The following is a 12,304-nucleotide window of genomic DNA, read 5'->3' as shown; positions in this document are numbered from 1 at the left end:
GGTTAAAATCGCTTATTGATTTCTGTTTTTAATCAAAATCCAAATAAATACTGGTGTTCCTAACATGGCTGTTACGATACCGATGGGTAATTCGGCAGGAGCTACAATTGTTCTGGAAACCAAATCCGCCAAAGTAAGTACAATTGCCCCTAAAAGAGCCGATGCTGGTAAAACCAAACGGTGGTCTGCACCCGTCAAGAGCCGAATAATATGGGGGATGATTAAGCCTACAAAACCAATCGCTCCGCACAAAGCCACCGAAACACCCACGCCAAGGGTGGTCAATACAATTACTTGATTCTTTAGGCGAACAGGATTGATGCCCAAATGCTCTGCCTGACTTTCGCCTAAAGCAAAGGCATTGAGTGCTTTCCCAAGCCGTGGCACAAAAACAAGGGGAACAAGACACAGCGGTGTGGCTACTTTTAGGGCATCCCAAGAAGCACCTCCCAAACTTCCCAAACCCCAAAACTGAATTGTTCTTAACTGGGCATCATTCGCCATGTAAGTCATCAAGCCAGTAATTGCTCCAGACAAAGCATTGACGGCAATACCTGCCAATAACATGGTTGTCACTACGGCTTTGCCTTCCACTTTTGATAATTGATATACTAAAATGGTAGTAAGACAAGCCCCGAAGAAGGCAACAAAGGACATTCCATACAAGCCTGCCAATCCGTTTAATTCTTGAATTACTTTCAGTTCCAAGACAATCATTCCAACGGCAAAAAGGGATGCTCCCGAAGAAATGCCAATCAGTCCGGGGTCAGCCAAAGGATTACGAAAAAGTCCTTGCATAGAAGCCCCCGTAATACCCAGTACTGCCCCAACCAACATTCCCATCAATACTCTTGGCAATCGGATGACGGTAAGAATAAGAGCTTGTTGTTCTGAAAAATGCGTATTTACCCAACCTAATTCGTTCAATAAGATACATCCTACTTCTTTGAAAGAAATACTCACCGCCCCGACACCCACTGCCCAGATGCCCACAGCCATAAGTATCAGCACCAAAGAAGTAAGGATAATACCAGCTTTTGTATAGCTAAAGCCCAGTGAACGAGATTGTTGCCATGCAATTGTATTCATTATTTTTAGTTTAGATAAAAATCATTTTTTAAGCTTTTCACTCAACTCCAATACTGCACTGCCAACTCTTGGCGTAAAGCCTGTTAGCATTACGCCATCCATTTCAATTACTTTGCGTTTTTTGCCCGCATTGGTTTGTGCTACACCCGGTACTTTCAACAAGCCATCTATGCCACCAATACTTTCTAAGCCACTGTTGAAGAGCAAGATATAATCGGGATTAGCCGCAATGAGACCTTCGGGCGTAAGTGGTTTGAAATTCTCAAAATCATTGGTAGCATTTTGTCCGCCTGCCAGTTCTATCAAACTTTTTACGGATGTGCCATTACCTGCTACCGACATTGCCCCTACGCCACGAGCATAAATAAAAAGTACTTTTGGTGCTATGGCTGGCTTTTTTACTTTTGCCAAACTTGATTCAATTTTCTGAATCAAGCGAGCGGCTTGGGCTTTCTTTCCGAAATAGTTGGCTACTTCGTTGATTAGCTTTTTTGTGCCTTCAATACTGTACTGTTGCGTAAACATTTGCACTTTCACCCCTGCCGACTTGAACTGTTCTTCTACTTCTGGTTTTAAGAAAGATTGTCCTTTTTCATCACGAGTTCCAACTACAATCGTAGGTTGAAGTGCCAAAGTTGCTTCTGCTCCAATACCTCTATTGTGTCCTACTTTGGGTAATTTTTCAATTGCCGCAGGATAATTTGATGTAACATCCGTTCCTACAATCTGATTTTGCAAACCCAATTCTACCAAAATTTCAGTAACAGCTCCGCTGATAGAAACAATTCTCTGTGGTTTTGTTTGACCAAATACTTGTGTGCTGATGAGCCAAAAAAGCAATAATACAGCGTAATTTTTTCTACTATTTTTCATTGATATACTAATTAGAAGCCTTTTTAACCAATTTGTATTCTATATTTGGGTAACCACGCTCGCCACCGTCTGCCGAAGTAAAATTCAAGAATTTCAATTTATAGACATTCCCAGCAGCATCTTTTACCAAATAAAAACGGTCTGTTTTTACTCCTACTGTACCCGTAGTAGCACGCCAATTTGCCCCAATAGTCGAACGATTACTACTAAACGTAATAGCACTTAAATTACTCTCTGCAAAGTTTTCATAACTCACCGTTGAAGTAAGTACCTCCGCTGCTTGCACACCTGCTAAATGATTGATGAATACTTGGTCTGAGAAATAATAAGGGATTTCAACCGTTGCCGAAAGATTGGTTTTATACAATGCTCCCGTCCATTCAATATCCCAAAGTTCTTTGGCTGGCTCTACGCTTACAGGCGTTCCTGTTTCAAAAGACACATAATTAAAGTTGTAGCTGGCGTCTTTTGTAATGGTAACAGATTTAAAAGTAGTTTCTGTCAAAGTAGCATATTGTAGCGTATATCCACTTCCATCGGTAGTTCTCAGAATTCTTACTTTTATCAAATCTTTTTTGGTAGTAGCTCCACCCGTACCTCTGTTGATGATATACACTTTATTATCGGCATCGGTTGCGGATACTTGTGCTATCACTGTTTTAGTAATATCGCCCGTAATGTCATCCACCAAAGCAAAATGACTTGGGTCGAAGCCTAAAGTGAGATTTTTACCCACAGTATCAGCCGAATTTACTTGGGTAATATCGCTTTTTGTGGTAACAATAGCGGTTGAAGCCGTTGTATGATTGAGTTTTACCACAAAATTACTACCTGCATAAAAACCTAAATCCCAAGAAGCACGAGCCACTGATACTTGGTTATTATTGCTAAAATCAACAAAAACTGAGTTAATTGCCGATGAACCACCTGTTCCTCCGTTCAATTTCAAACTTGTTCCTTCTGAAACAATGGCAGTAAATTTCACTAATAATTCAGCATTTGTACCTACCAAAGCAGGCGTTGTTACGCTGGAAATTTTGAATTTCAAGGTTTCTGCTCCACTCAAAAAAACACCTGATGCTTTGCTGATTTTAAAACTTACTTCGCTACTTCCTGCGGGTACTGATAGCGATAAGGTATTATCTGCTGCGGCTGGAGTAGTGGTAAATTCTGTACCATAAGTCATTCCTGTTGGCGTAAGTTGTACAGAAACAGTAGTGGCTACTTCTACCGCTCTTGAGAATTTCACCTTAATAGTTGCCTCGGTCGTAGTGGCATCCATGCCTTGTTCTGTACTTTCAAATTGAGCCAAATTATCTGGCAAAGCAATTTCTTCGTCTTTACAACCAAGTAAAAATATTGTATTGATAAGGGACAATACCAGCCACACATTGAATAAACGTTTCATCTTTTTTTATAAAAGTTTAGATTTTTAAGAAGAAAAAATAGCCATGCCTCCACTATTCAGTAAGGCTGTACCGTAATTGATTCACTGAAAAAGATTTATTTTTTACTGATAAGATTGTAGGTCAATCCTACAAAATAAGAACGCCCGTAACTCATAGGCACTGGGCCACTAACGCTGTGTCCGCTCGTACCCGAAGTACCCGAATTATTCAAACGAGTTACATTCAACAAATTTTTTACGCCTGTACTCATTTGCAAAGCAGAAGTAATTTTTTGGGTAATGGTAAAATCAGCCCAATGGTAGGCGGCCACTTCTGTTAAGCTGACTTTTACATCGCCATTACTTTCGGTTTCTGCCTGATAAGCAGTACGTTTTCCTGTGTATTTGTAGAATAAACCAAGCGTGGTTTTTGTCTTTGGCAAAGCATACATAATGTTGGCGTTTACTTCTGGCGACCACAAAAATTCGGGCATTGCTTGGTTTTGGTAAGCTTCATCACTCAACAGTTGATTATATCGACCAATGTACGAAAAGCCTAAAGTAGCTCTCAGATTTTGCCAAACAGCTGTATTTTCTAACGTTGTTCCTACTGTTTTGAAACGGTCGATATTAATCGTCTGCGATACTGACGGGTCGCTTGGGTCTGTGCCATAACTAATCAGATTACGGAAATCGTTATAAAAACCTGTAAGTACTGATTTTACATTCAATCTATTTTCTTTACTTGAAAAATAGGTAATCGAAGCATTAAAACTATCGGACTCTTCGGCTTTTAAATTGGGATTTCCTTTGATTGAATGACTTGCATCAAAAAAATTAAAGTACAATTCTCGCAAAGCTGGCGAACGAAAACCACGGGCATAAGCCAAACGCAAATCCCAATTGGAATCTAATTTTACTTTCGCATTTATCGACGGAATAACCGGCGGAGCATCATACACCGAGTTTTGAATAAATCGCAAACCCGGACGTATCTGAACAACAGAATCAAGCGAAATCACAGAAGAAACAAATAAGGCATAATCATTAATTTTGGGTGAACCCGCAATTCTTGCTCCGCTTGCATTATCCAGATTTATCTCAAAACCGGGTTGGAAAGAAAGGTTTTTAGAAAATCTATACTGAAAAGTGGTTCTTAACATTTTATTGTCAAATTTGGCAACATCCTGCTCGCCTTGCCCCAGCGACAAAGTTCTTTTCCCAGTATTCAAATCTATGATTGAGGTCTGCGTTTTACGTTGATAATCTGTAAAAGAAGCCAAAGCATTCATAGTCAAACGCTCAGAAATACGCATTTCTCCTTGCAATTGGTGCATCATTCTGTCAGTAATAAATTTTTGGTCACGAGCCTGCTGAGTATTGACATTTACATTTCCGAAACTTGTAATGGTTTCATGCAGAAAATCATTTCGGTAATAAATACTTCCATTTCTTTTGGTCAGGCCCAATTTAATGTGTCCTAAAAGCTGTTCTTTGGGCAACCATTCTTTACTTCTTTCGGTAGAATTTCCCTGCCATCCACCAAAATTATTGGTACTTAGTCCAGCCGAAGCATTCAATAAAGCATTTTGCCAAGTAGCACCAATACTCTGATTATGAACACCTTGCCTTACTTCACTCCCATTTTTTATTAATTGATATTCATTGCCTACGCTTTCTTCTTGAGCTTTCGCAAAAAGTGACCACTGCTGATAAATCGGCTTTTTAGTGATAATATTTATCACGCCCGCCAAAGCATCTGTCCCATAATTAACAGACATTGGTCCTTCTACAATTTCAATTCTTTCGATGCTATTAATATCAATTTGGTTCAAACTTTCACGAGTATCACCTCTATCCAACATCGGCACGCCATCTAATAAAATCTTTACATTTCGCCCTGACATTCCCATCAATTGAATATCTGTAGTACCCAAAGCCATATCATTTGAAAAACGAAAACCCAATTCATTATTCAGTACTCCCAATAAATTGGTTGCGGCACGCTGCTCGATTCTGGCTTTGTCAATTACCCTTACTTGAAATACTGAGTTTTTAACAGACTGTGGTTCGTACTGCCCCGTAACTACTACTTCGTTCAAAGCTTGGGTAGAAGCTTCTAACGTGAAATCAAGCCTAAGATTTTTGTCAAAACTTAGCTTTTTTTCGATGGTTTTAAAACCCACAAAACTCACTTTCAAAGTAGCCGAATGGACTTTCTGCACATTTAATACATACTCGCCTTGCTGATTACTCAGCGTTCCTTTTTGCTGTTGAAGCAGTATCACCGATGCACCTTCAACGGGCTTTCCATCCGACGCTGTAATTTTTCCTTTCAGTACTATTTGTTGGGCAATAGCCTGTAATCCCGTTCCTAAAAAGAACAGTGCTATCAATCCGATTCTATATTTCATGTTTGTTGAATTAATTCACTTTGAAGGTTCAGACAAAGAGGTTAATTTGAATTATTTATTTTTATTTAGACTTATTATAAATAATAGACAAAGTTATAGAATAGAGAAATATAAATCAACACTTATTTAGAATAATTTTAAATAATAATTTATCAAAATTATAAGACACTAACAATCAAATATTTACCAATAAAATACAAATAACATGAAAATCATTCTAAGTTATTTTTTTGAGAAAAAGACTTGGAATTTCTTATTTTAAGAAGGGGTTGTCTGAGACTTAATCAAACAAAAAAGGCAAATGGATAGTCCATTTGCCTTTAAAATATATTTATCAAGATAAACTCTACTGCATTACATAAACTGTCAAACCTCTTGCTCCGTGAGCTCCAATCACCAAACTCTGCTCAATATCCGCCGTTTTTGATGGCCCAGAAATAAACGTTCCAAAGCCCGTTTCATCAACTTTTACTCTTTCATAGGCACGGTGCATATTACTTACGATTTCTGAGTTTTTGATGATAATTACTAAATATTGTGTAATCATCGGCAGTACTCTGTGGGGTAATTGCTTTTCAGAAACCCAAATAGCTCCGTTTTCGGCAACGCCAAACTCGCCTTCGATAATGGCTAAGTTAAGGGTTTCTAATTCATGTGGGTCGCTGACATTTAAGCTAAAATCCGCCAAATCTGCCAATTCCTTTACGGTACTGGCAATATTGGTTACTCCTTTATAATGAGCTTGAATATCCGCTTTTATCGCTTCATAAGAATTCACGGCGATAGCTTTTCCACCTACAAAACTGAGAATTTCAGCAAATTTCTCGAAGTTATTTTCGTAAACCGTATCAAATTTAAACTGAACCGTTAGCTCTTGGTATTCAGGTTGATTTTGTTTGATAAGGGATAATATTTTCTCTCTGCTTGACATTTTTTTATTTTTTTTTGAGACTATGGGATTGTGGATTTGAGGACTGGAAGACTGAAGGACTTTAGGATTTTTTGTGCCGTGGTTAGTGAGGACACCACTTTCGTCGGCTGATGGTCTGTGAAGACACAGACCACGGCACTGAAATCTCAATATCGTTCAGTCTTAAAGTCCTCCAATCTTAAAGTCATAAAGTCTCTAATACTTAAAATCTATCTTCAATCAAATCCCAAAGATTTCCGTATAAATCTTTAAATACTGCTACTGTGCCATAAACTTCTTCCGAAGCTTCTCTGACGAATTCAATTCCTACGCTTTTCATTTGGTGGAAATCTCTCCAGAAATCGTCTGTTTTCAAAAACAAGAATACTCTCCCACCCGATTGATTTCCGACGCTTTTCTTTTGTTCTTCGTTCACCGCTTTTGCCAGTAACAAACAAAAACCATTTGAATTTTGTGGTCGTACCAAAACCCATCTTTTAGTTTCGGTCAATGGCGTATCTTCCACGAGTTCAAATTGAAGTTTTTGAGTATAAAATTCAATCGCTTCATCATAATCACGCACGACTAAAGTCATTTGGGAGATGCTTTGTTTCATTGTTTTAGATTTTTGGATTTTATGACTTGAGGACTTTAGGATTGGAGGAATTGTTTGAGACTGGAGGAATTATTTGTCGTGTTCAGTGTCCTCACTGAACACTTAGCCGACTGGTGGTCTGTGAGACACAGACCACGGCAAGCGAACACTCTACCAAAACATCTTGACTCTTGTATCTTGAATCCAAAAGTCCCTAAATCTTCCAGTCATACAGTCTTAAAGTCCTCAAGTCTTAAAGTCAAATTACAAACCCTTTTCACGAATATACCAATCTCTAAAACTCTCTTTTGGTGGCTCGGGCATTTCTCTTTGGTTGTACCACGGATTCATGCTATTATTCACCAAGAAAGGAGCATTTTTCATAAAAAATCTTCCCAATTTACCAGCTGTTCTAAAGAATTTTGGCGAATTCAGAACCGTCGCCATTGAATTTATTCCCACCGTTTTTACTTTAGAAACATAACCACCTTGTGCTAATACTTGTCGCCATTTATACAATTGGTCGTGAATATCAATTTTTACGGGACAAACATTTGAACACGAACCACAAAGCGTTGAAGCAAAAGGTAAATCTGCATTCTTTTCCATATCTAAATTCGGTGCGAGGATTGAGCCGATTGGTCCAGCCACAGCCGAATGATAACTAAATCCACCCGAACGACGATAGACTGGACAAGTATTCATACAAGCCGCACAACGAATACATTTCAAAGAATTTCTAAAATCTGGGCGACCTAATTGCGTTGTTCTGCCATTGTCCACCAAAATAATGTGCATTTCTTGTCCTTCACGTGGTTTGTGAAAATGACTCGAAAAAGTAGTAATCGGCTGACCCGTAGCACTTCTTGCCAATAATCTCAAGAAAACGCTGAGGTGTTCGGCTTTAGGAATAATCTTTTCAAAACCCATCGAAGCGATATGAACGTCCGCCAAGTGCGTTCCCATATCAGCGTTTCCTTCATTAGTACAAACCACAAAACCGCCAGTTTCGGCGATGGCAAAGTTTACACCCGTCAAAGCCACTTTTCTTGTCAAGAAAGTATCTCTTAAATGTTGGCGAGCGGCTTCGGTTAAATATTGTGGGTCGGTTGCTCCTTTTTCAGTTCCTAAATGAATATGAAACGTTTCACCAACATCCGCTTTTTTCAAGTGAATAGCAGGCAAAACGATATGCGAAGGCGGTTCATTTCTCATCTGAACGATGCGTTCGCCCAAATCTGAATCTATTACTTCTATACCTTTTTCTTTTAAGAAATCATTCAAATGACACTCCTCCGTCAGCATAGATTTCGATTTTACCATGCGATTGACGCCCGCTTTTTGCAAAATCGAAAGTACAATTTCGTTATGTTCTTTGCCATCAGCAGCCCAGTGTACTTTTATACCGTTTTGCGTAGCTTTTTCTTCAAATTGTATAAGCAAATCGTGCATATTCGACAAACCATGATTTTTGATTTGCGAACCCGCTTCACGCAACTGTTCCCATTCTGGAATCTGAAAAACGGCTTTATCACGCTTTGAACGCACAAACCAAAGGGTTTCGTCGTGCCAGTTTACGTAATCTTCGTCTTTATTAAATTCAACCGACGCCGTAGCGTGGTCTTTGATTGGAGTATTCATCAGGTATTTTTTAATTGTGAATTAGTGATTTAATGATTTAGTGATTATTAACACAAATAACAATTACTAAATCACTCATTCACAATTCACTAATTGACAACTCACTAAATTTTACTATTCAAAATTTCAGCGATGTGTTTTACTTTTACACTTGAGCCTTTTCTTTTCAAAATGCCTTCCATGTGCATCAGACAAGAAACGTCTGCACCAGTAATAAATTCAGCTTCATGGCGAAGGTGGTCGGCTACTCTGTCTTTTCCCATTTTTGCAGAAACGGCTTCCTCTGCCACACAAAAAGTACCACCAAAACCACAGCATTCGTCTTTTCTATCCAACTCAATCAACGACAAACCATCGACCATTTTCAGTAATTTCTCTGGTTTTGAAAATGGCGTAGCAACCAATTCCGACATTTGAGCCAATTTCAAACCTCGCTGTCCGTGGCAACTTTGGTGCAAACCAACTTTATGCGGAAAATGAGCTTGAAGGTTTTCTACTTTTAGTACATCAACCAAAAATTCTGTGAGTTCATAAATCTTGGCGTTTCCACCATCTTTACCCAAAACGTGGTCTTTCACATGTAGCGTACAACTACCCGAAGGCGAAACAATGTATTCGTAGCCTTTAAAATTTTCAAGAAAGTTTTTGTCACATCCTTTACTGAGATGCTCGAAACCAGAATTTGCCATGGGTTGTCCACAACAAGTTTGGTTTAATGGATAATGTACTTCGCAACCAAATTTTTCTAAAAGCTCTAAAGTAGCAATGGCCACCTGAGGATAAAATTGGTCGATATAACAAGGAATAAAGAGTGCTACTTTCATTTTCTGAGTCTTCAATTCAATCTTTACTATAAAGCCCAAAATTACAGGTAAAATACTCTTTTGAGCGTACTGTACTCTTATGTTGGCGAGAGATTTGTATTGGTTTCGGCAAAAATTCTTCTGAATTGCGATGGACTTTTTCCTTTCAATTCTCGGAAAACTCTGCCGAAATAAGAGACATTATTAAAGCCACAGTGAAAGCATACATCCGAAATTTCTTCGCCACGCAAAAGCATTTTACAAGCCTGATTCACTCGATACTCATTAACAAACTCTGTAAAAGTTTGATTAACGTTCTTTTTAAAGTAATTACAAAAAGCAGGCACTGTAAGATTTGCTAAATCGGCAACTACTTGAATGTCTATTTCTTGCGTAAAATTTTCTTCGACAAACTTGTAAATTTTACTGAGGCGTTCTTGGTCTTTTAGGCTAAAATTGTAGCGAATATCCACAGGATTTAGCAGAGTATATTCAGTAGCATTCGCCAAATATTGAAGAATATTTAGGAGTTCAATCAGTCTTTCAAAATGAGGTAATGTCAGTAATTTCCGAAAACGTTCGTTCAAGATTGTACGAGTTTCGCCATGAAAAGCTATTCCTTGTTTTGAGCGTTCAAAGAGTTGCTTAATGGCTGCCATTTCCTGACATTCCCAAAAATTATCGCCTAAAAAATTTTCTTTAAATTGAATTACTACTTCTTCGTGCAAATCCATCGTGCCGTAGCCAAAACCAGCGTGCGGTACATTTGAACCAATCAATACTAAATCGCCATCGGTATAATAACTTAGATGATTCCCGACGTGCCTTCTACCAGAGCCTTGAAAAACCACCACAATCTCGTACTCTGGATGATAATGATAGCTCCAACGGAAAGCTCCAACAGAAACTTTTTGATGCAAAAGCCGAAAAGAACTCCCCTCATCAGCTTGAATGATTTCAAACTCAGCCCTCATTTGATACTTTTCTTATAAAATTTATTAATTTTTCATTTTTTATTGCTAATTTACTAAAAAATAAACTACGTTTTATCAAAAAATATTAAAATAGTCTTCTTTTGTAATAAAAAAAGAGTAGTTTTTTTACGTATATTTATGGAAATTTGTAGAAATCATTAACCATTTTATACTCTTTTATCCCTGAACCCAACCAAAAGAAGCGGACATCCTCCGCTTCTTTTTTTAATTCAAGCAAAATCAAAATTTATACTATGAACAATTGGAAGATTAAAATCTCAATTTTTATCAATTATTTCCTTTTTGCTATCTTGTTAAACAGCGTTGGGGCTGTCATTTTACAAGTACAGGCTACTTTCAATATTTCAGAATCGGCGGCGGCTATTTTAGAGGCCTTCAAAGATTTGAGTATTGCGGGTGTTTCATTTTTGGTAGCTTCGTTTATTGTAAAAATAGGTTACAAAAAAGCAATGCTGGTGGCTTTGGCTATTGTTACTTGTACTTGTTTACTTATGCCAGTAGTCAATGAATTTTGGATGACAAAATTATTGTTTGCCTCGGTCGGTACTTCATTTGCCTTGATTAAAGTATCCGTTTACGGTACAATCGGGCTTATCACCAAAGACCAAAGCGAGCATATCAGTATGATGAACTTCATAGAATCGTTTTTTATGATTGGCGTACTTACGGGTAGTTTTGTTTTTAGTGCTTTTATCGACGACCAAAACCCACAATCTAAAGACTGGGTTCATGTATATTATTTATTGGCAGGTTTGGCGGCTTTGGCTTTTTTACTGCTATTAAGCTCGCCTTTGGATGAATCAAGTATTAAAGTTACTCCTACTGAAAATACAACAGGAGGTTTTGCCGAAATGCTTCAGTTGGTGATTGTCCCCGTTGTATTGGTATTCGTGGCGAGTGCTTTTATTTATGTACTGATTGAACAAAGTATCATGAGCTGGCTACCTACCTTCAACAGCAAAGTACTGCATTTACCGGCTACTCTAAGTATCCAGATGGCAGCTATCTTGGCGGCGTCCACAGCGGTTGGGCGTTTTTTGGCGGGTATTTTACTTCGCAAAATTCAATGGCTTTATGTATTGCTTACTTGTGTAGTATTAGCAGGTACTTTGGTAATTATTGCTTTGCCTTTAGCCAAAGGTTTGGGCAACGAAGTAATCACTGGTTGGGGAAATGCTCCGCTTGTTGCGTTTATTTTTCCAATGATTGGCTTAGTTATTGCTCCTATTTATCCAGCAATTAATTCGGTCATTTTGAGTTCATTGCCTACTCGTCAGCATGGAGTAATGTCGGGTTTAATCGTAATTTTTTCAGCTTTAGGCGGTACAACGGGTTCATTGATTACTGGACACATCTTTGAGGCTTTTGGTGGAGAAAGTGCTTTTTACTTTTCATTAATTCCGATGACTCTACTTATCATTTGTTTGATTATTTTCAATAAATTATCAAACAAAAAAAGTGTAGAATTCAATAGTACAGTTGGGCATTAATTCCAAAAAATAATACCTTGCAATTGCTTTTTCTTTTTATAAACAATCTATAAATTAATATTCAAGATTTGTTTGTCTAACAACAAACTCGAATGCGATGTTGAGTT

Annotated in this window: 10 protein-coding genes; 1 reads left to right on the top strand and 9 read right to left on the bottom strand. The window is 38.1% G+C overall.

Annotated features, from left to right (window positions below; translation table 11 throughout):
• Positions 1 to 12: 12 nt before the first annotated feature.
• From VB248_RS04625 to VB248_RS04585, 9 genes are all read right to left on the bottom strand, one after another.
• Positions 13 to 1,089 carry a FecCD family ABC transporter permease gene (locus tag VB248_RS04625; protein WP_323295569.1) on the bottom strand — a complete coding sequence of 359 codons (1,077 nt, stop codon included), beginning with the start codon at positions 1,087 to 1,089 and terminating at the stop codon, positions 13 to 15.
• A gap of 21 nt (positions 1,090 to 1,110) precedes the next feature.
• Entirely contained in the window at positions 1,111 to 1,962 is an 852-nt protein-coding gene (locus tag VB248_RS04620; RefSeq protein ID WP_323295568.1) for a heme/hemin ABC transporter substrate-binding protein, read from the bottom strand.
• Between the two features lie 7 nt (positions 1,963 to 1,969).
• Entirely contained in the window at positions 1,970 to 3,370 is a 1,401-nt protein-coding gene (locus tag VB248_RS04615) for an HmuY family protein (RefSeq protein ID WP_323295567.1), read from the bottom strand.
• Positions 3,371 to 3,465: 95 nt separating this feature from the next.
• Positions 3,466 to 5,763: a TonB-dependent receptor gene (locus VB248_RS04610; RefSeq protein WP_323295566.1), complete on the bottom strand. Its 2,298-nt coding sequence runs from the start codon at positions 5,761 to 5,763 to the stop codon at positions 3,466 to 3,468.
• Between the two features lie 346 nt (positions 5,764 to 6,109).
• Positions 6,110 to 6,694, bottom strand: coding sequence for a LutC/YkgG family protein (locus tag VB248_RS04605; RefSeq protein WP_323295565.1), 585 nt, complete (start codon positions 6,692 to 6,694; stop codon positions 6,110 to 6,112).
• Between the two features lie 202 nt (positions 6,695 to 6,896).
• Positions 6,897 to 7,289: a VOC family protein gene (locus VB248_RS04600; protein WP_323295564.1), complete on the bottom strand. Its 393-nt coding sequence runs from the start codon at positions 7,287 to 7,289 to the stop codon at positions 6,897 to 6,899.
• A 243-nt stretch (positions 7,290 to 7,532) separates the two neighbouring features.
• Entirely contained in the window at positions 7,533 to 8,909 is a 1,377-nt protein-coding gene (locus VB248_RS04595; RefSeq protein WP_323295563.1) for a lactate utilization protein B, read from the bottom strand.
• Between the two features lie 104 nt (positions 8,910 to 9,013).
• A complete protein-coding gene (locus VB248_RS04590) occupies positions 9,014 to 9,733 on the bottom strand; it encodes a (Fe-S)-binding protein (RefSeq protein WP_323295562.1) in 720 nt (239 codons plus the stop codon).
• 77 nt (positions 9,734 to 9,810) lie between these two features.
• Complete coding sequence (locus VB248_RS04585; RefSeq protein ID WP_323295561.1) at positions 9,811 to 10,686, bottom strand: AraC family transcriptional regulator; 876 nt, start codon at positions 10,684 to 10,686, stop codon at positions 9,811 to 9,813.
• 254 nt (positions 10,687 to 10,940) lie between these two features.
• On the opposite strand from VB248_RS04585, the gene VB248_RS04580 reads away from it, so the two are divergent.
• On the top strand, positions 10,941 to 12,197 hold the full coding sequence (locus tag VB248_RS04580) for an MFS transporter (RefSeq protein ID WP_323295560.1): 1,257 nt from the start codon (positions 10,941 to 10,943) through the stop codon (positions 12,195 to 12,197).
• Positions 12,198 to 12,304: the final 107 nt, after the last annotated feature.

Source organism: Arcicella rigui (assembly GCF_034929435.1).
Taxonomy (GTDB): Bacteria; Bacteroidota; Bacteroidia; order Cytophagales; family Spirosomataceae; genus Arcicella; species Arcicella rigui.
The sequence above is the reverse complement of the archived record's forward strand: the minus strand, read 5'-3'. Positions and strand labels throughout refer to the sequence as shown.

Bases quoted from the DNA above. Each gene is read 5' to 3' on its own strand.
- VB248_RS04625 (WP_323295569.1), bottom strand. From the start codon at position 1,089: ATGAATACAATTGCATGGCAACAATCTCGTTCACTGGGCTTTAGCTAT.
- VB248_RS04620 (WP_323295568.1), bottom strand. From the start codon at position 1,962: ATGAAAAATAGTAGAAAAAATTACGCTGTATTATTGCTTTTTTGGCTC.
- VB248_RS04615 (WP_323295567.1), bottom strand. From the start codon at position 3,370: ATGAAACGTTTATTCAATGTGTGGCTGGTATTGTCCCTTATCAATACA.
- VB248_RS04610 (WP_323295566.1), bottom strand. From the start codon at position 5,763: ATGAAATATAGAATCGGATTGATAGCACTGTTCTTTTTAGGAACGGGA.
- VB248_RS04605 (WP_323295565.1), bottom strand. From the start codon at position 6,694: ATGTCAAGCAGAGAGAAAATATTATCCCTTATCAAACAAAATCAACCT.
- VB248_RS04600 (WP_323295564.1), bottom strand. From the start codon at position 7,289: ATGAAACAAAGCATCTCCCAAATGACTTTAGTCGTGCGTGATTATGAT.
- VB248_RS04595 (WP_323295563.1), bottom strand. From the start codon at position 8,909: ATGAATACTCCAATCAAAGACCACGCTACGGCGTCGGTTGAATTTAAT.
- VB248_RS04590 (WP_323295562.1), bottom strand. From the start codon at position 9,733: ATGAAAGTAGCACTCTTTATTCCTTGTTATATCGACCAATTTTATCCT.
- VB248_RS04585 (WP_323295561.1), bottom strand. From the start codon at position 10,686: ATGAGGGCTGAGTTTGAAATCATTCAAGCTGATGAGGGGAGTTCTTTT.
- VB248_RS04580 (WP_323295560.1), top strand. From the start codon at position 10,941: ATGAACAATTGGAAGATTAAAATCTCAATTTTTATCAATTATTTCCTT.